This is a genomic window from Microvirga sp. TS319 (assembly GCF_041276405.1).
In the GTDB taxonomy this organism is placed as follows: domain Bacteria; phylum Pseudomonadota; class Alphaproteobacteria; order Rhizobiales; family Beijerinckiaceae; genus Microvirga.
Genome location: NZ_JBGGGT010000002.1, coordinates 595,001 through 614,530 on the forward strand (window position 1 = coordinate 595,001; position 19,530 = coordinate 614,530).

General features: G+C 64.6%; 12 protein-coding genes, 1 rRNA gene and 2 pseudogenes (1 of these 15 running past the window's edge). 11 read left to right on the forward strand and 4 right to left on the reverse strand.

Annotation, left to right across the window (positions count from 1 at the left end):
• Nucleotides 1–997, reverse strand: a 16S ribosomal RNA gene (locus tag AB8841_RS12220); it reaches 490 nt to the left of the window's first position.
• A 2,180-nt stretch (nucleotides 998–3,177) separates the two neighbouring features.
• On the opposite strand from AB8841_RS12220, the pseudogene AB8841_RS12225 reads away from it, so the two are divergent.
• Nucleotides 3,178–4,692: pseudogene (locus AB8841_RS12225) on the forward strand (DNA translocase FtsK); the annotation flags it as partial.
• Between the two features lie 503 nt (nucleotides 4,693–5,195).
• Here the strand turns inward: AB8841_RS12225 and AB8841_RS12230 are convergent.
• Nucleotides 5,196–5,706 (reverse strand): annotated as a pseudogene (locus AB8841_RS12230) (chemotaxis protein CheB); the annotation flags it as partial.
• A gap of 155 nt (nucleotides 5,707–5,861) precedes the next feature.
• Between AB8841_RS12230 and AB8841_RS12235 the strand changes: the two are divergent.
• Both AB8841_RS12235 and AB8841_RS12240 read left to right on the forward strand, forming a co-directional pair.
• The gene (locus AB8841_RS12235; protein WP_370436117.1) at nucleotides 5,862–6,011 is read left to right on the forward strand and encodes a hypothetical protein; all 150 of its coding nucleotides are present in this window, start codon (nucleotides 5,862–5,864) and stop codon (nucleotides 6,009–6,011) included.
• A gap of 317 nt (nucleotides 6,012–6,328) precedes the next feature.
• Entirely contained in the window at nucleotides 6,329–7,066 is a 738-nt protein-coding gene (locus tag AB8841_RS12240) for a Crp/Fnr family transcriptional regulator (protein WP_370436118.1), read from the forward strand.
• A 237-nt stretch (nucleotides 7,067–7,303) separates the two neighbouring features.
• Here AB8841_RS12240 and AB8841_RS12245 read toward each other — a convergent pair whose 3' ends face one another.
• Entirely contained in the window at nucleotides 7,304–7,522 is a 219-nt protein-coding gene (locus tag AB8841_RS12245) for a hypothetical protein (RefSeq protein ID WP_370436119.1), read from the reverse strand.
• Nucleotides 7,523–7,672: 150 nt separating this feature from the next.
• On the reverse strand, nucleotides 7,673–8,029 hold the full coding sequence (locus AB8841_RS12250; RefSeq protein ID WP_370436120.1) for a lysozyme inhibitor LprI family protein: 357 nt from the start codon (nucleotides 8,027–8,029) through the stop codon (nucleotides 7,673–7,675).
• Nucleotides 8,030–8,263: 234 nt separating this feature from the next.
• On the opposite strand from AB8841_RS12250, the gene AB8841_RS12255 reads away from it, so the two are divergent.
• The 8 genes from AB8841_RS12255 (at nucleotide 8,264) to AB8841_RS12290 (ending at nucleotide 19,493) form a co-directional block, all read left to right on the forward strand.
• Entirely contained in the window at nucleotides 8,264–9,496 is a 1,233-nt protein-coding gene (locus tag AB8841_RS12255; RefSeq protein ID WP_370436121.1) for a 3-methyl-2-oxobutanoate dehydrogenase (2-methylpropanoyl-transferring) subunit alpha, read from the forward strand.
• 3 nt (nucleotides 9,497–9,499) lie between these two features.
• Nucleotides 9,500–10,513: an alpha-ketoacid dehydrogenase subunit beta gene (locus AB8841_RS12260; protein WP_370436122.1), complete on the forward strand. Its 1,014-nt coding sequence runs from the start codon at nucleotides 9,500–9,502 to the stop codon at nucleotides 10,511–10,513.
• On the forward strand, nucleotides 10,514–11,824 hold the full coding sequence (locus AB8841_RS12265; protein ID WP_370436123.1) for a dihydrolipoamide acetyltransferase family protein: 1,311 nt from the start codon (nucleotides 10,514–10,516) through the stop codon (nucleotides 11,822–11,824).
• Nucleotides 11,825–11,829: 5 nt separating this feature from the next.
• Entirely contained in the window at nucleotides 11,830–13,227 is a 1,398-nt protein-coding gene (gene lpdA / locus AB8841_RS12270) for a dihydrolipoyl dehydrogenase (RefSeq protein WP_370436124.1), read from the forward strand.
• Between the two features lie 120 nt (nucleotides 13,228–13,347).
• Nucleotides 13,348–14,724, forward strand: a complete 1,377-nt coding sequence (locus AB8841_RS12275; protein ID WP_370436125.1) for an ABC transporter substrate-binding protein — start codon at nucleotides 13,348–13,350, stop codon at nucleotides 14,722–14,724.
• The gene (locus AB8841_RS12280; protein ID WP_370436126.1) at nucleotides 14,721–16,625 is read left to right on the forward strand and encodes an ATP-binding protein; all 1,905 of its coding nucleotides are present in this window, start codon (nucleotides 14,721–14,723) and stop codon (nucleotides 16,623–16,625) included. Before AB8841_RS12275 ends, AB8841_RS12280 begins: the two co-directional genes overlap by 4 nt.
• On the forward strand, nucleotides 16,622–17,968 hold the full coding sequence (locus AB8841_RS12285; protein WP_370436127.1) for a sigma-54-dependent transcriptional regulator: 1,347 nt from the start codon (nucleotides 16,622–16,624) through the stop codon (nucleotides 17,966–17,968). The genes AB8841_RS12280 and AB8841_RS12285 overlap by 4 nt, the downstream gene beginning before the upstream one ends.
• Nucleotides 17,969–18,170: 202 nt before the next feature.
• Nucleotides 18,171–19,493 carry an ABC transporter substrate-binding protein gene (locus AB8841_RS12290; protein WP_370436128.1) on the forward strand — a complete coding sequence of 441 codons (1,323 nt, stop codon included), beginning with the start codon at nucleotides 18,171–18,173 and terminating at the stop codon, nucleotides 19,491–19,493.
• Nucleotides 19,494–19,530: the final 37 nt, after the last annotated feature.

Genomic DNA, 19,530 nt, shown 5'->3' on the forward strand with positions numbered 1-19,530 from the left:
GCACCTGTGTTCCGGCCAGCCGAACTGAAGGAGAATGTCTCCACTCCCCACACCGGACATGTCAAAGGCTGGTAAGGTTCTGCGCGTTGCTTCGAATTAAACCACATGCTCCACCGCTTGTGCGGGCCCCCGTCAATTCCTTTGAGTTTTAATCTTGCGACCGTACTCCCCAGGCGGAATGCTTAAAGCGTTAGCTGCGCCACTGACGAGCAAGCTCGCCAACGGCTGGCATTCATCGTTTACGGCGTGGACTACCAGGGTATCTAATCCTGTTTGCTCCCCACGCTTTCGCGCCTCAGCGTCAGATCCGGACCAGTCAGCCGCCTTCGCCACTGGTGTTCTTGCGAATATCTACGAATTTCACCTCTACACTCGCAGTTCCACTAACCTCTTCCGGTCTCAAGCCTTGCAGTATCGAAGGCAATTCTGTGGTTGAGCCACAGGCTTTCACCCCCGACTTACAAAGCCGCCTACGCGCCCTTTACGCCCAGTGATTCCGAACAACGCTAGCCCCCTTCGTATTACCGCGGCTGCTGGCACGAAGTTAGCCGGGGCTTCTTCTGCGGGTACCGTCATTATCGTCCCCGCCGAAAGAGCTTTACAACCCTAAGGCCGTCATCACTCACGCGGCATGGCTGGATCAGGGTTGCCCCCATTGTCCAATATTCCCCACTGCTGCCTCCCGTAGGAGTTTGGGCCGTGTCTCAGTCCCAATGTGGCTGATCATCCTCTCAGACCAGCTACTGATCGTCGCCTTGGTGGGCCATTACCCCACCAACCAGCTAATCAGACGCGGGCCGATCCTTCAGCGATAAATCTTTCTGCTCTCGCACGTATCCGGTATTAGCCCAAGTTTCCCTGGGTTATTCCGAACTGAAGGGCACGTTCCCACGCGTTACTCACCCGTCTGCCACTCACCCCGAAGGATGCGTTCGACTTGCATGTGTTAAGCCTGCCGCCAGCGTTCGTTCTGAGCCAGGATCAAACTCTCAAGTTGAACTTCAGAATTCGATCTCGACTGTTCGTCTTGAAAACGCAAAATTGACAGAGCACCTCTCACTCCGGCCAAAGCCAGAGCGGTGTACTCACCAAAAGCGCAAGACCATGGTCGATGTCTTGTTCAAAGCAGCCCCAAAGGGCCGCCGCAAGGACACCGCCGCCTGCGCTTCTTCTTCCTTCTTCACTTGTCAAAGAGCAAAACCCAACCCGAAGGCCGGAAGCGACCCGCCCCGAAGAGCGCCCGCCCGGGCAGCGCCCCCAGGGCCGCCGCCGATGAACAGGTGTCTAACCGATCGTCCCGCTTGCGTCAACCGGCATTCGCAAAGAAAGTCGAAAGCCGTTTGCAGTGTTCGTCGGGCCCGTCATCGCACAGGCCAAGCAAAACCGCGCCCGGACACCGCAGGGCGCCCAGGCTGCACCGTCGAACGTCCCACGAGACCTCGACCAATACTCGGGATTTGCCGCCAGAGGAGCCGCAAGGCCCGCAGATCAACCCGCGGACACTCAGGGCTCATGGTTCACCTCGAACACGCCATCTCGGGCGAGCCGCTCCAACCTGCGACGGCAGGAGGCGCTTCGCCCGACACCATGACGTCGCTCCCGGGCAAGGGCTCAGGAACGGACGGTCAGCATCGTCGAAAAAAGCCGCTCGCCAGCTGTCCTGGCGGCGCGGGGAGGCGACACATAGTCGAATTCCCCCACTTTGCAAGCAGAAACCATCAAGCGACGCAAGGTCTCCCGGGGCAGAGCGCGCGCCTGAGACACCAAACGAACCGACAATAGGAGAGGGGGCCTCAAGGGTCGCTGATACGGCGCCCCTCCGGAGAATATTTAATGACGGCCATCTGCGATCCAAGGGCAGGGCGGGCAATTGCTTTCTCGTCGGACCGGGAATGCGCATCATCGCGCGGCTTACTAACGGTGTCTTTACCCGTGTTGGCCAAAGTCCGGCTGACCGCACCGACGGTGTGCCGATTTCCAGTTCCAGCAGATTTGTCAGCTCTCATGCGTAAGCCATTTAAGCCCAACGACTTCGTTGCAACGACAGCCCGTCCAGAAGGCAGAATCCCCGAGATGCGAGCGGAGATTCATGAGCGGGCCGATTCGACGCAGGCGGGAAATGATCGAACCATGTGGGAGGCCCCCTGGTCGTCCACCGGGGAGACCGAGCCCGGCTGGTGGAAGGCCTTCGCGCTCGACAAGGATGTGAGAGCGACGCGCACCCCCGACCGCTACATCAGAAAGCAGCCGGAGACCAATGTCGTGGCTCTTCCGGCCAGCGAGGCCATGAACGCCGTTCGCCTTGCGCGGGCCGCGGACCGGTCGTGCGAAGAGGCGATCCGGACGCGGCTGGAGCGGCTGCGGGCGGCCATGGAAACCAAGTCGACCATTTTTTCTCCATCCCCGTCCAAAGCCGAACCTTCCATCGTTGCCGGACAGGCTGCTGCGATGCCCAGGACGGAAAAGGCGGATGCGCCGGCGTCAGGCCCTGAAACGGCCGAAGTGCCGACGAATGAGGCGACAGCCGAGGCCTCTGAAGTGGAGATCGTGCCCGAGAGCCCGGAACGATGCCCGGCCCCTCTCGATGCCATGAACGATGAGCTGTCGGCGGATCATCTGGAAGCCGAGGCGCCGGCTCCTGATCACGCGATCGGGCCCGAGCTGCGGCTGCCGGTGCCGGTCGAAACCTGGCGGCTGGGCTTTTCCGCCTTCGCGTTCCAGTCCGGCCTCTACAGGACCACAGTTTCTTTGAAGCTCGGATCGATCGCGGACCTGCCGGTGGAGGACATCGTTGCCGAAGAGGGTCTCGCCGACGAGGACGAGGATGCGCCCGCCCGGTTCGAGGACGTTCAGGGGCAGGATCTCCCGGAGCAGGATCTCCCGGAGCAGGATCTCCCGGAGGATGTGTCCGAATGGAGCGAGCTTGAGGAAACGCCTGTGCCCGATGCGGCGGAGCTCGCAGCTGAACCTCCCGCGGACGCATTCGATCCGGGCTATCTGGCCCTCTATGGGGAGGAGGTCGCACCTGCTGCAACGCCGCGGCCGGTTGTGGAAGAGATCCTGAAGGCAGGGGAGGATGCTGGCTACGGCGCTGCCGAGGTCGCAGCAGTGCCTGCATCTGCCCCCGTTGCGCGGGTCATCGAGTTTCCCGCACCGGATCGCGTGAGAAGCGCAGGCTACGAACTTCCCGATGTCGCGCTGCTGGCCGAGCCGCCCGAGACGGAAGGCGACGTTCTCACCGAGGACATCCTCGAGCAGAGGGCGGGTCGGGTCGAGAAGGTCATCCGCGACTTTGGCGTGAAGGGCGAGGTGATCCATGTTCGGCCGGGGCCCGTCGTCACGCTCTACGAGCTCGAGCCCGCCCCGGGTGTCAAGTCGTCGCGCGTGATCGCTCTCTCCGAGGATATTGCCCGCTCCATGAGCGCGGTCTCGGCCCGCGTGGCGGTGATCCCCGGCCGCAATGCCATTGGCGTCGAGCTGCCGAACGAGGCTCGCGAGACCGTGTACCTGCGCGAGATCCTGGAGTCGGAGGCGTTCACAGGCTCGACGCAGAAAATGCCCTTGTGCCTCGGCAAGACGATCGGGGGCGAGCCGGTGATCGCGGACCTCGCCCGCATGCCGCATCTGCTGGTGGCCGGCACGACCGGCTCGGGCAAGTCGGTGGCGATCAACACCATGATTCTGTCGCTGCTCTACCGCTTCACCCCGGAGCAGTGCCGCCTGATCATGGTCGATCCGAAGATGCTCGAATTGTCCGTCTATGACGGCATCCCGCACCTGCTCACCCCCGTGGTGACCGACCCGAAGAAGGCGATCATCGCCTTGCGCTGGGCGGTGCGCGAGATGGAGGACCGCTACAAGAAGATGGCGCGCCTGGGCGTGCGCAACATCGACGGCTTCAACGCCCGCGTGAACGAGGCGCGCGAGAAGGGAGAGGTCATCACGAGAACCGTTCAGACGGGCTTCGACAAGGACACCGGCGAGCTGACGTACACGGAAGAGGTCATGGACCTTACGTCTCTTCCCTACATCGTGGTGATCGTGGACGAGATGGCCGACCTGATGATGGTGGCCGGCAAGGAGATCGAAGGCGCGATCCAGCGCCTGGCCCAGATGGCGCGCGCCGCCGGCATCCACGTGATCCTGGCGACCCAGCGCCCCTCGGTCGACGTGATCACCGGCACGATCAAGGCGAACTTCCCGACCCGCATCTCGTTCCAGGTCACGTCCAAGATCGACAGCCGCACGATCTTGGGGGAAATGGGCGCCGAACAGCTCCTGGGCCAGGGCGACATGCTCTACATGGCCGGCGGCGGACGCATCACCCGTGTCCACGGCCCCTTCTGCTCCGACGAGGAAGTGGAAAAGGTGGTCAACCACCTCAAGCGCCAGGGCGAGCCGGTCTACCTCGATGCCGTGACGGCGGATGACGAGGAGGCCGAGGACCTCGAAGCGCCGGAGCTTCCTGCAGAGGATGACGATGTGGGCTTGGGAGCGTCGGACATCTACGAGCAGGCTGTCGGAATTGTGCTCCGGCACAAGAAGGCGTCGACGAGCTACATCCAGCGCCGGCTGCAGATCGGCTACAACCGCGCCGCATCGCTCATGGAGCGCATGGAGCAGGAAGGCATCGTCGGGCCCGCCAATCACGCCGGAAAACGCGAAATCCTGCGTGGAATAGGCGAGGACTAGAGCATCGGACGTGAAAAGTGGAATTCACTTTTGGGATTGGATCCGATGCTCCCTTCTAGAGGAGCGCAGCGTGCGTCCATGACGGCGACACGCGCAGATGAGGTGAGCCGCCAGCGTCATGCCCGGCCTTGAGCCGGGCATCCACGTCTTTGGCTTGGTGCGGCGCATGGAGACGTGGATGGCCGTAAACCAAGTGCGGCCACGACGATGAACGGTTACGGTGTCAGACGTGACATCGAACCCACATCCGATGCAATAAATCTATCGCTTTGAGCATCTTTTCACGCAAAACCGGTTCCCACTTCCCGCGTTCGATGCGCTAGCCGCGAAAAACCAAAGCGGCCGGCCAGAGCCATCAGCCTTGAAGGCTCCGGTCCTGCGCGTGAAGTTCCTCCCCTCCGGCGAACTCATCCGACTCCGCCACGAGGCGCAGCACGGCCGTTTGCTCGTTGAGCGGCAATTCGATAACGCAGCGGACGCCGTCCGCCGTGACACCGCGCACGATCGACCGTCACGGCTTCAAGGGCGCTCCGGGGCATCTCATCGGCGATGGCGTCGGCCGGATCCTGGACGATGGCGACGCCGCCGCAGCGCTTGACGGCCTCCAGGCCGGAGGCTCCGTCCGTGAGAACGCCGCTCAGGATCACTCCGATGACCCGGGAGCCATAGGCCGCCGCCGCCGACCGGAAGAGGGGATCGATGGCCGGTCTCGCCATGTTCTCCCGCGGTCCGCGGCCGAGCCTCATGTGGCCCTTGGTCGGAATGAGGTGATGGCCGGGGCCGCGAGGTAGACGTTTCCCTGCTCGATGGGCATCCCGTCCGTCGCCTGGCGGACCGGCAGGGGGCCCGCGGCGGACGCGACGGTCGACAGGACGCCGATGCTGCGGGCCGGGATGTGCCGGACGATGAAGACGGCGGCCGGCAGGTCCGCCGGGAGCGCGCCGAGAATGGCCTTGAGGGGGGCCGTCCCCCCGAGGAGCCTCCAGTGACGATGATGTCCCGATTGCTGCTCATGGATGGCTCTCGCTGCAAACTGTCGCGGAGGCAACATCGGGCTGCTGCCTCAGTTCCGCCGAAAGTCCCGGACGGCATCCATTCGGGCTAAGCTGGAATACGGGCCGCTGGAAAGCGTCTTCCCTTCAGGGTCTGGGGCCCAGAATGAGCAGGTCATGGCTGATCCCGTCGCCGAAAGAGAGCACCTTGCCAGGGCTGAGCGGGATATCGCCGAGGGCGAGAGGCGCGTCACGCGCCAGATGCTCCTGGTCGAGGAACTGCGCCGCGACGGGCATGATACCACCGAGGCGGAGGATACCTACTGACCCTGCAAGAGACCCTTGCATCGTGGTATAGTCACACAGACCTGATCCTGCAGGAGCTGGAGCGGCATGAAACGTTCCATCCCCACCGCCAGCGCATCATGCGAAAAAGTGGCCCCGGTTTTTCGCCAGAACGATGCGCTCTTTCCAGGAACGGAGCATCGGCCCCAAAAGTGCAAATCCACTTTAGGGGCCGATCCTCTAGCCGGCTGCAATGATGCTACAGTGAAGGGTGATGGATGCGATATCGAGAGAACGACCGGATCCGTCGTGAGCGATGCCTGTCGCTCGGCGACGCTTGAGGGGGTTGGAGGCGCTCGATGAATCTCGCGCCGAACATGCAGGTGACGCAACATCCGTTCCTCCGGAAGCTGGAATCGATCGGAAGGCTGTCGGACGAGGAGAAACAGGCAATCCTTGACCTGCCTCAGGTGACCAAGGTGTTCGAGGCCGATACCGACATCGTTCAGGACGGCGACTGTCCCTCCGATTGCTGCCTCGTCCTCGATGGCTTCGTCTGCCGCTACAAGATCCTTCCCGACGGCAAACGGCAGATCATGGGATTCTACATTCCGGGCGACTTCCCGGACCTCCAGAGCCTTCACCTCAAGGTGATGGACCACAGTGTCGGCACTCTTGTGACGAGCCACGTGGTTCTGATCTCCCATCAGAATCTGCAGCAGCTCCTGAGGCGCTACCCCAATCTCGCCGATCTCTTCTGGCGCGACACCCTGGTCGATGCCGCCATGTTCCGCGAGTGGATGATCTCCATCGGACGCCGAACCGCTTTTCAGCGCATGGCCCATCTCCTGTGCGAGCTACAGATGCGCTTGAGCGTCGTCGACCTGACCAGGGACAAGGGATACAACCTGCCGGTGACCCAGAACGAACTGGCCGACGCCCTGGGCCTGTCGACCGTCCACGTCAACCGTGTGCTGCAGGATCTCAGGGCCGAGGGACTGATCGTCCTGCGGGGAGGCGCCTTGGCCATTCCGGATTGGGAGGCGCTCCAAAATGCCGGTGAGTTCGATCCTGCCTATCTCCACCAGACAAGGTGACATGGATGGGCTCTTTGGAGCATCGAACGCAAAAGTGGGAACCGGTTTTGCGGGAAAAGATGCTCAAACCAAAATGTTCGAGCATCGAACGCAAGAGCGGAAACCGGCTTCGTGGGAAAAGATGCTCAAGATCACAGACTGACGGCATCGGATGTGGATTCGATGTTACGTCCGATGCTGTAGACGTTCCGCAAGGGCAGGGAACAGGCATCGAGGCGGATTTCCGGAAACGCGCGGTCAGTCCACCTCTCCCGTCCAGGCTTCGATAGCTTCCTTGAGGCCGTCCGGCAAGTCGATCGGAGCTTCCGCCATCGAGGCCGTGCTCGATGACGCCAGCTCGGAAAGGAACGTGCGATATCTCTCCACCTTCGGCTCCTGCGAGGCGTCGAAACTTTCCGCAGCGGCATCGTCGGGCGAGCCGCAGAACAGACAGAGAAGTGCGAAAATGGCGCGCATGTTGCCTCCCTTGGGCCGGAGAGTAGGGCCCGGCACCGTGGCATTTTCGCGGCTCGAGGGGCGTGCGCCACGGCACGCCCGAATAGAAGATCCGTTATAACGGCTGCTCCCCCATCGCCTGGCGCTCACCTTTTCGAGCGGGACCTTCACTCAGAAGGGGCCTCTTCTGGCAAGGGCCTCGAAGCCTCCTCTCAACTGGCGGAGCCGATCCTCATAGGCGTTGCTCAGGCAGACGCGGTCGTCCTTGCAGGCCGCGCGGCGCTTGAGCCAGGCGACCTGTTCATCCTCAAGATCTCCGCGAGCCCCCATGCCAAGAAGGGGCTTGAGCTGCGTGTAGAGAACAGACATCTCGACATCGTCGTCGTTCAACCTGCGGTCCGCGCAGATGGCCTTCTCATCGAGCGTTTCGGCCTTGGCGCAGTCGAAGCTTGCCGCCCGCGCCGGCGCTCCGGCCGTCATGACGATCAGGAGGGCGAGGACGGCAAGGGGGAGGGCGTTTCTGAACATCGGCGTCTCCTCGAACGAGTTCCAGCTGTCAGAGAACCGTCTCGGACGCCTCGGGCTCCATGAAGGATCGCTGAAGTCCGGGGCATGGTTAACGGGATGCCGTGTCCCTGGCGGTCATGGAGGCGAAAGGATTGACGCTATTCGCCACGCTCATCTGTCCGCCGCGCATGAGCGGCCTATATCGACAGGAAGGACCTGCCACAGGGCAGGAACGATCAGGGGCTGCGCAACGTCATGGTCGAAACCGAACCACTGAGCCTTCACGTGCCTGAACCGGCGGTCCGTCCGGGAGGAACTCCAGACTTCTCGAATGTGAAGATCCCCAAGGCCGGAGCGGTTCCGCGTCCTGAGATAGACGTGGATCCTGAAACCATCCGCGATCTCGCCTTCTCCATCATTCGCGTTCTCAATCGAAACGGCGAGGCGGTCGGCCCCTGGGCGGGACTGCTCAGCGACGACGACCTCATCGAGGGCATGCGCCACATGATGACGCTGCGCACCTTCGATGCGCGCATGCTGATCGCTCAGCGCCAGGGCAAGACGTCGTTCTACATGCAGCATCTGGGCGAGGAAGCCATCAGTTGCGCCTTCCGCAAGGCGCTTTCGCCGGGCGACATGAACTTTCCGACCTACCGGCAGGCGGGATTGCTGATCGCGGACGGCTATTCCATGGTCGACATGATGTGCCAGGTCTATTCGAATGCGCGCGATCCCCTGAAGGGCCGCCAGCTGCCCGTCATGTACGCGTCCAAGGAACACGGCTTCTTCACGATCTCGGGCAATCTCGCAACGCAATACGTGCAGGCCGTCGGATGGGCGATGGCCTCCGCGATCAGCAACGACACCAAGATCGCAGCGGCCTGGATCGGAGACGGTTCGACGGCGGAATCGGATTTTCACGCCGCTCTCGTTTTTGCCTCGACCTACAAGGCGCCGGTGGTTCTCAACATCGTCAACAACCAATGGGCGATCTCGACCTTTCAGGGCATCGCCCGCGGCGGCGCCGGCACTTTCGCGGCGCGTGGCCTCGGCTTCGGCATTCCCTCCCTCCGGGTCGACGGCAACGACTATCTGGCCGTTTACGCAGTGGCGAAATGGGCCATCGAGCGCGCCCGGCGTAACCTCGGCCCGACCCTCGTCGAATACGTGACCTACCGGGCCGGCGCGCATTCGACGTCGGACGATCCCTCGGCCTACCGTCCGAAAACGGAATCCGACGCCTGGCCCCTCGGCGATCCGGTCATCCGCCTCAAAAACCATCTGATCCTGCGCGGCGCCTGGTCGGAGGAGCGGCACAAGCAGGCAGAGGCCGAGATCCTCGATACGGTGATCTCCGCCCAGAAGGAGGCGGAGAGCTACGGCACGCTTCATGCAGGCGGGAAACCCTCCGCCCGGGACATGTTCGACGGCGTCTATGCCGATATGCCGCCGCATCTGCGCCGTCAGCGTCAGCAGGCGGGAGTGTAAGCCATGGCGCGGATGACGATGATCGAGGCGATCCGTGACGCGATGGACGTGATGATGGCGCGCGACGAGAAGGTCGTGGTCTTCGGCGAGGACGTCGGCTATTTCGGCGGCGTCTTCCGCTGCACGGCGGGCCTTCAGCAGAAATACGGAAAGAGCCGCTGCTTCGATGCGCCGATCAGCGAATCCGGCATCGTCGGTACAGCCATCGGCATGGCGGCCTACGGCCTGCGGCCCTGCATCGAGATCCAGTTCGCCGATTACATGTATCCGGCCTACGATCAGATCGTGTCCGAGGCGGCGCGGCTGCGCTATCGCTCGAACGGCGAGTTCACGTGTCCTCTCGTCATTCGCATGCCGACCGGCGGCGGCATCTTCGGCGGGCAGACCCACAGCCAGAGTCCCGAGGCGCTGTTCACGCACGTGGCGGGTCTCAAGACGGTCGTCCCGTCGAATCCGCATGACGCCAAGGGGCTCCTGATCGCCGCCATCGAAGATCCGGACCCCGTGATCTTCCTGGAGCCGAAGCGCCTCTATAACGGCCCCTTCGACGGCCATTACGAGCGTCCCGTCACACCCTGGTCGAAGCACGAGCTCAGCGAAGTGCCGGGCGGCCACTTCACCCTGCCGCTCGGCAAGGCCTCAATCGTCCGCACGGGATCGGCGGTGACCATGCTGGCCTATGGAACGATGGTCTACGTCGCTCAGGCCGCGGCGGCCGAAACCGGCATCGACGCCGAGATCATCGATCTGCGGACGCTGATCCCGCTCGATCTGGAAACGATTGCTGCGTCCGTCAGGAAGACCGGCCGTTGCGTGATCGTCCATGAGGCGACCCTCACCTCCGGCTTCGGGGCCGAGCTCGCCGCGCTCGTTCAGGAGGCCTGCTTCTTCCATCTGGAAGCGCCGATCTCCCGGGTGACCGGATGGGACACGCCCTATCCGCACGCGCAGGAGTGGGATTACTTCCCGGGCCCCGTCCGCGTCGGACGCGCCCTGGTCGAGGCGATGGAGGCCTGAATGGGCGAGCACCTGATCAAGATGCCCGATGTCGGCGAAGGCATCGCCGAGGCCGAACTCGTCGAATGGCACGTGAATGTCGGCGACATCGTTCGCGAGGACGACCTGCTTGCGGCCGTCATGACGGACAAGGCGACGGTCGAGATCCCATCGCCCGTCGAAGGCGAGGTCGTCTGGCTCGGCGCCGGAATCGGAGACGTGGTGGCCATTGGCTCCCCGCTGATCCGCCTGAAGGTGGGGAGCGACGATGCCGTGTCGACGGGCAGCGGCGACACGCAGACGACGTCGGCGGCGCTACCCGTCCGGCCCGCGCCCCAGGAAGCGGGCGAGCCCACGAAAGCCGTCATCGAGAAGAAGGAGCAGGTCCCGGCAGGATCCATCGCGCAGATGCAAGGCGCCGCCGAGAGAATACAGCGCCCGCTGGTTCCGCGCGGCGAGGGCGCCAAGCCGATTGCCTCGCCGGCCGTCCGGCTGCGGGCCGGCGAGGCCGGAATCGATTTGCGGCAGGTACCGGGCACCGGTCCCGCCGGCCGGATCACTCACGAGGATCTGGATGCGTTCCTCACCCATGGCCCGAAGGTCGCGAGAGCCCCGGGTCTCGCTCCGGACACGTCGGTCCAGCACATCAAGGTGGTCGGCCTGCGCCGGAAGATCGCCGAGAAGATGGCGATCGCGAAATCGCGCATTCCGCACATCACCTATGTGGAGGAAGTCGACGTGACAGCGCTCGAGGATCTCCGCTCGGCGCTCAACGCGAACAAGCGGGCCGACCGGCCCAAGCTCACTCTCTTGCCTTTCCTGATGCGCGCCATGGTCAAAGCCATTGCCGAACAGCCGCACCTGAACGCGATCTATGACGACGAGGCCGGCATGGTTCATCAGCATGGCGGCGTTCACATCGGCATCGCGACGCAGACCGGGGCAGGCCTCATGGTGCCGGTCGTCCGGCACGCGGAAGCGCACGATCTCTGGGGCTGCGCCATGGAGCTGAACCGTCTCGCCGAGGCCGCGAAGGCGGGGCTTGCCACCCGCGAGGAGCTGAGCGGCTCGACCATCACCATCACGTCGTTGGGCTCCATGGGCGGCATCGTCACCACGCCGGTGATCAACTACCCGGAGGTCGCCATCGTCGGCGTCAACAAGATCGCGGTCCGCCCCGTCTGGGACGGGTCGACCTTCATTCCCCGCAAGATGATGAACCTGTCGTCGGCGTTCGATCACCGCATCATCGACGGATGGGATGCGGCCGTCTTCGTGCAGCGCATCAAGACGCTGCTCGAGACGCCCGCAATGATCTTCGTGGAGGCCTGACACCGATGAAGGACATCTCCTGCAAGCTCCTCGTCATCGGGGCCGGTCCCGGCGGCTATGTCTGCGCCATCCGGGCCGGGCAGCTCGGACTCGACACGGTGATCGTCGATGCGAACAAACCCGGCGGAACCTGCCTCAACGTGGGCTGCATTCCGTCGAAGGCGCTCATCCACGCGGCGGAGGAATACGACAGGATCGCTCATCTCGCCTCCGGGCGAAATGCCCTGGGCATCACGGCGGCGAAGCCTGCGATCGATATGGCTCAGACCGTCGCCTGGAAGGACACGGTCGTCGGCCGTCTCACCAACGGCGTTTCCGGCCTGCTCAAGCGGGCCAAGGTCAAGATGGTCCACGGACAGGCGCGCTTTCGCGACGGCAAGACGGTCGAGGTGGATACCGAAACCGGCCGCCAGATCATCCGTGCCGAGACGATCGTGATCGCGACGGGATCGGCCCCCGTGGAGCTTCCGGGACTTCCCTTCGGCGGTGCCGTCATCTCGTCCACGGAGGCGCTCTCCCTGACAGACGTTCCGGACCGGCTCGTCGTCATCGGGGGCGGGTATATCGGGCTGGAACTGGGAACGGCCTTTTCCAAACTCGGCGCGAAGGTCACCATCGTCGAGGCGCAGGCCCGCATCCTGCCGCAATACGACGGCGAGCTCACGCGGCCCGTGAGCAAGCGGCTGCAGGCGCTCGGCATCGAGGTGATGACGGGCGCGAAAGCGAAGGGGCTGATGAAAGCGGGCGGCACGCTGCTGGTCGAAACGGAGAGTGGTTCCGAGGTGTCGCTCGCAGCCGACCGGGTTCTCGTGACGGTCGGCCGCAGGCCGGTGACGCAAGGCTGGGGCATGGAAGAGCTTGTCCTCGACATGGACGGGCCCTTCATTCGCATCGATGAAAAGTGTCAGACCTCGATGCGCGGCATCTATGCGATCGGCGACGTGACCGGCGAGCCGATGCTGGCTCACCGCGCGAGCGCGCAGGGCGAGATGGTGGCCGAGATCGTTGCCGGGCACCGGCGCGTCTGGGACAAGCGGGCCATTCCGGCCGTCTGCTTCACCGACCCCGAAATCGTTGCGGTCGGCATGTCCCCGGACGAGGCTCAGACGTCCGGAGCCGACATTCGGGTCGGGCTTTTCCCATTCTCGGCGAACGGACGGGCCATGACGACATCCGCCGAAGATGGTTTCGTGCGGGTGGTCGCACGGGCCGACAACCATCTGGTGCTCGGTATCCAGGCGGTCGGTCAGGGCATCTCCGAACTTTCCGCGGCCTTCGGTCTTGCGATCGAGATGGGCGCGCGCCTGGAGGATGTCGCGGGCACGATCCACGCTCACCCGACCAGGAGCGAAGCGTTCCAGGAAGCCACCTTCAAGGCGCTCGGACTGCCGCTTCACATGTAGCAACGGCTGCGCTGGCCGTTCCATCGGTTGCGTCGTGTGTCGATGCAACGATGGGCGAATTGATCCTCCGGCGAGGCTGGGGCCTATGGTGCGGATCGATCCCCACCGCTGCGGCCCTTCATGCTTCGACTTCTAACCATTGCTCTTGCCGCATTTCTTGCCCTTTCGGCCCATGCAGCGGCAGCCGCCGCGGGCGAGACGGTTCATGCGGTGCGCATTCTCACGTCGTTCCCGCCGCAGTTCTTCGAGCCGTTCCGCAGGGCCTTCACGGAGCGCCACCGGGCGATTTCCCTCGAATTCGTGCAGCGCAAGACGACGACGGCGCTGGCGGATCTCATCGGCGGGAGGGACAGGGCGGACATCTTCTGGGCCTCGGCTCCGGATGCTTTCGAGATCCTGAAGAGGTCCGGCAGGCTGGCGGCATTGAAGCCGCGCCCCACGGAGGCGCCGGAGCGCATCGCCGGATATCCCGTGAACGATCCGGACCTGACCTATCTCGGTTTCGCGCTGTCGGGCTACGGGTTCGCCTATAATCCCGCCTATCTCGAGGCCAGGGGGCTGCCGGTGCCCAGGGGCTGGAGCGACCTGGCAGCGCCGATCTATGCCGGGCATATCGGCATCAGCTCCCCGTCCCGGTCGGGCACGATGCATCTCATGGTGGAGGCCATTCTCCAGGCTTACGGCTGGGACCGGGGATGGGGAATCTGGTCCGAGATCGGGGGCAATCTTGCGACAGTGACCGCCCGCAGCTTCGGCGTGTCGGCGGGGGTCGCCCGTGGGCGCTTCGGGCTCGGGCCCTCCATCGACTTCCTGGCGAACCCGGAGGGCTTTCCCACGGGCTCGACCCGGTTCGCCCTGCCCGAGGAGACGCTTTTCGTGCCCGCCAGCATCGCGGTCCTGGCCGATGCCGCCAATCGCGAGGGGGCCGAGCGCTTCGTCGATTTCGTGCTCTCGCCGGAGGGGCAGAGCCTTCTGCTGGACCCCGCCATCGCGCGATTGCCGATCTCTCCCTCCGTTTATCCGCCCGGCGGGGCTCCGGACGCCAATCCTTTTCTGCGCGAGGGCCTCTTCGCACGAGGCCTGTTCGATGCCGGCCTCTCGGCGGCCCGCTACGAGCTCGTCAACATCATCTTCGACGAGATGATCACGTTCCGCAGATCCGAGCTCGGACGCCTGTGGCGATCGGTACGGGCGCTGGAGGCGGCCTTGTCCGAGAGCACCGATGCGGAGCTCGCGAGGCTGGTGAGCGAGGCGCGGCAGGCTCTGACGCAGCCGCCTCTGAGCGGCGCCGACGCCATGGAGCTGGAGCGCTGGAGGAGCCTGGTCCGTATCCCGCGGGGACTTCCCACACCGGAGCCCCAGGCGCGTCTCGAAGCCGACATCAAGGCGAGAATCGAGGAGGGCATGCAGCGGGCCACCCGGGCGCTGGCCGTCGCGGCCGCGACGCTGGAAGATGCGGAGCGCGGCCGGCGTGGAGCGGGGGCCGGAGAGCCATGATGCGGCGGACACGGCTTGGAATCGGCGGGCGCCTCATCATGGCGTTTCTCGGGGTCGGCGGGCTCGCGGTTGGCGCATGCATCGTCGGATGGCTGTCCTATGCCCGCCTCAGCGAGGAGCTGAACTCCGTTGCGACGGCTCATCTCCCGGCTCTCGCGTTCTCGGCGCGCCTGGCGGAATCGGGCGCGAACGTGATCGCCAGCACGCCCGATCTGGCGGTCGCCGAGCGTCGCGAAACCTATGACCGCATCCGTGAGACGCTGGTCGAGCGCCTGGCCGCGCTCCGGTCGGTTCTCAACGAGCGGAGCGACCAGCATTCCCTGTCGCCGGAGCTTCTCGTCGTCGCCGATGCGATCGAAACGAACCTCAAGGCGATCGACCGGGTCGCCGAAAGGCGCTTTCCCCTGCATGAGCGCTCGCGGAAGATTGGCGAGGAGCTGCGTTGGCTGCAGGCCGATCTGATCGAGGAAATCGAGCCGCTCATCGACGACGCCAGGTTCAACATGGAAACGGCCATCGGGCGGACCGCGCCCGGAGAAGCGGCCGGGGCCGGGCGCAGGACGCTCCTGGAGGAGAGCCGCAAGAGCGAGGCTCTGCTGACGGTCAACGCGCAGGCCAATCTCGTCGTCGGCCTGCTGGGGCGGCTCGGGACCGTGCCGACGATCGAGGATCTTCAGGAAACGAGCAACTTTCTCGGCGAGATCACGGACCAGCTCGACATCGAAATCAAGGCGTTGGCGAACTGGACCGACACGATTACCGTCAGTCAGATCGCCGCGCGTCTTCTCACCGTGTCCGATCCGGCCTCGGGGCTCGCATCCGTGAAGCGGGCCGAACTCCAGGCGGTGGCCGAGGCGCAGGCGCTTCTCGCCGAGAACCGGCGCATCGTCACGCAGCTCGGCGCATTGATTTCGCAGGAAGTCAGCCGGACGGAGGCGATCGCACGGCGGGCGGCGGAGCGCTCCGCCGAGGCCATCGTGATCGGACGAAATCTCCTTCTGGCGATCGCCGCAGCCTCGCTCGCCGCCACGATCGCCGTCGGCTGGTTCTACGTCCGCAGGAACCTCGTCGTGCGCCTTCAGGCCCTGACGCTGGCGGCGACGACGATCGCAAGCGGTCCCACGACGCCGGCCCTGCCTCCGCCGACCGACGACGAACTCGGCGATCTCGCGAAGGCGCTCGCGGTTTTCCGGCAGACGCGGGACGATCTCGTCCAGGCCGCGAAGCTCGCGGCGCTCGGCCAGATGGCGGCGGGCATCAGCCATGAGCTCAATCAGCCTCTCGCGGCGATCCGCTCGCATGCGCATAACGGGGCCGTCCTGCTGGAACGGGGGCGCGCGGAGGAGGCGAGGGCGAGCCTCGATCGCATTCAGGGATTGACGGCCCGCATGGCGGAGCTGATCAGGCATCTGAAACGTTTCGCCCGCCGTCCGGCGGCGACGCTCGACGCGGTCGATCTGCGCGCGGTCGTCGATGGGGCCTTGAGCCTGTTCGAGCAGCGTCTCGACGAGGAGAATGTCGCCGTGCGGATGCACTTTCCGGATTCCTCCCTGAAGGTCCTGGCGGAGGAGATTCGTCTGGAGCAGGTCGTCGTCAACCTGATCTCGAATGCCCTCGACGAGCTCGCCGCGCAGGCGGAGCGGCGCATCGAGATCCGGGCGCAGGCACGGGGACGGCGCGTCCGCCTGGAGGTTGCCGACAACGGGTCAGGCATCGAGGAGCAGCACCGCAAGGCCGTCTTCGACCCGTTCTTCACCACGAAGCCCGCGGGCCTGGGGCTCGGACTCGGCCTGTCGATGTCCTACAACATCGTGAAGGATTTCGGAGGAGACTTGATTTTGGCGACCACGGGCAAAGAGGGAACGACCTTCGTGATCGATCTGGCGGCGAGCGCGTCATGAGCGCCGTCATGAAGGTCGTTCTGGTCGACGACGATTCGGAAGTGCGCGATGCCTACAGGCAGACGCTCGAACTCGATGGCTTCGACGTCACGGCCGTCGCCTCGGCCAAGGCCGGGCTCGCGATCCTGTCGCCCGATCTTCCGGCCGTCGTCGTGAGCGATGTCCGCATGCCCGGGCTCGACGGCTTCGGGCTTCTCGAGGCCGTTCGTACCGTCGATCCGGACATCCCGGTCGTTCTGGTGACCGGGCACGGAGACGTGCCGATGGCCATCAAGGCGGTTCGGGCGGGCGCCTGGGATTTCATCGAGAAGCCGGCGGATCCCGTGCGGCTCGTCGAGACGGTCAGGCGGGCTTTCGCACATCGCAGCCTGATCCTGGAAAACCGGGCTCTCAAGGCGAGAGCCGCCGATCGGGACCCGCTTGCCGGAAGGCTCGTCGGCCATTCCTCCGCGATCGAGCGCCTGCGGCGCACCCTTCGCACGCTTGCGGGGGCCGAGGCCGATGTTCTCCTCCTCGGCGAGACCGGCACCGGCAAGGAAGTCGCCGCCCGCGCGCTCCACGATTTCGGGCTCCGGCAGAATGGGCGGTTCGTGGCGGTCAATTGCGGCGCGATGCCGGAGACCATGATCGAGAGCGAGCTTTTCGGCCATGAGTCCGGCGCCTTCACGGGAGCCCGCGAGAGGCGCATCGGCAAGATCGAGCATGCGAGCGGCGGCACGCTCTTTCTCGACGAGATCGAATCCATGCCCATGGCGGCGCAGATCCGGCTGCTGCGCGTGCTTCAGGAGAGAACCATCGAACGGCTCGGATCGAACAAGGAGATTCCCGTCGATATCCGGGTCATCGCCGCGACCAAGGCCGACCTGACGGAGCTTGCGGGCAAGGGCGCGTTCCGCGAGGATCTGGTCTACCGGCTGAACGTCGTCACGGTTCGCCTTCCGCCCCTTCGCGAGCGGCGGGACGACGTGGCGGTTCTGTTTACCCACTTTCTCGATCTCGCCGCCGCCCGCCAGGCGAGGGCTGCACCCGCGCTGGAGACGCCCTTCCTGGAAAAGCTCCAGCAGCAGGAATGGCCCGGAAACGTGCGTGAACTGCGCAACGCAGCCGAACGCTACCTTCTCGGCCTCGACGAGGACGAGCCGCAGACGGCGACGAACCTCCATGGCGCCCTGACGCTGGAACAGCAGATGGAGATCGCCGAGCGTCGGGTCATCGAGGAAACCCTCGGCCGTTGCGGCGGCCGCATCGGCGCCACCGCGGAGGCGCTCGGGATCACTCGCAAGACCCTCTACCTGAAAATGAAGAAGCACGATCTCGGCCGGACCGGAGCAATCGAAGCGTGATGTTACGCGGATGACCCATCGCGCCGGGAGACGTTACCGTCTTTTCCCGTGATGGCGATCCGCCGGAGGATTTCGCCTGAAAACGGCGTTCTGAAACAGAGAGCGGAGCGATACGGCCCAGTTTGGCATGAATGTTGCATGAGGCTCGTCGGCCGCCCTCGTGGCGGACCCAAGTCCATAGACATCATGTTGGAGGAAACTGATGCTTCGCCATTCTGCCGCCGCGGCGGCCCTGGCCGGTGTCGCCCTGTTTACGGGTGCCGCCTTCGCCCAATCCGGCAAGGTCACCGTCGTGACCTCGTTCTCGAAGGACGTCACCGATCCGTTCAAGCAGGCTTTCGAGAAGGCCCATCCGGGCGTGACCCTCGATGTGCAGAACCGGAACACCAACGCGGGCGTCAAGTTCGTCGACGAAACGAAGGCCAACAACCAGGTCGACGTCTTCTGGGCCTCCGCGCCGGACGCGTTCGAGGTTCTCAAGGGCAAGGGCCTGCTTCAGAAGTACAAGCCGAAGGCCGAGGGCATTCCGGAGAAGATCGGCTCCTATCCCATCAACGATCCCGAGAACTTCTATTCGGGCTTCGCGGCCTCGGGCTACGGCGTCATGTGGAACGACCGCTACGCCAAGGCGAACAAGCTGCCCGAGCCCAAGGATTGGCAGGATCTCGCCAAGCCGGTCTATTTCGACCACGTGGCCATGGCGGCGCCGTCCCGCTCGGGCACGACGCACCTCACCATCGAGACGATCCTTCAGGGCGAAGGCTGGGATCAGGGCTGGCGCACGCTCAAGGAAGTGTCCGGCAACTTCAGCCAGATCACGGAGCGCTCCTTCGGCGTGCCCGAGGCGGTCAATTCCGGACAGGTCGGCTTCGGCATCGTGATCGACTTCTTCGCCTTCTCGTCCCAGGCCTCGGGCTTCCCGGTGAAGTTCGTCTATCCGACCGTGACGACCATCGTGCCGGCGAATGTGGGCGTGATCGCCAATGCGCCCAACAAGGCCGGGGCCGAGGCCTTCGTCGATTACCTCGTCTCTCCCGCCGGCCAGGAGGTTCTGCTCGAGCCGAGCATCCGCCGTCTGCCCGTGAACCCGGCCGTCTACGCCAAGGCTCCTGCCGATTACCCGAACCCCTTCAAGGACTCGTCTCTGGGAGCCCGGGTGAAGTTCGACGTGGACGTGTCGGAGAAGCGCACGAACGTCGTCGACGTCCTGTACGACCAGACCGTTACGTTCCAGCTCGACGCTCTCAAGGCCGCCACCAAGGCCATCCACGCTGCCGAGGCCGCGATCGCCAAGAAGGACAATGCCGAGGCCAAGGCCCTGGTGAATGAGGCGCGCGATCTCGTGGCCGCCATGCCGGTCACCGAGCAGCAGGCTTCGTCGCCTGAAATCGCCGGCGCCTTCACGGGCGGCAAGGAGAAGGGCGCGCGTCAGGCCGAGCTCGAACAGAAATGGGCGGCCTTCGCCAAGGAGCGCTACCAGCAGGCTCAGGCCAAGGCCGAGCAGGCGCAGAAGCTGGCGCGCTGATCGTCGATCGGGCGGCTCGCTTCATCGAGCCGCCCGT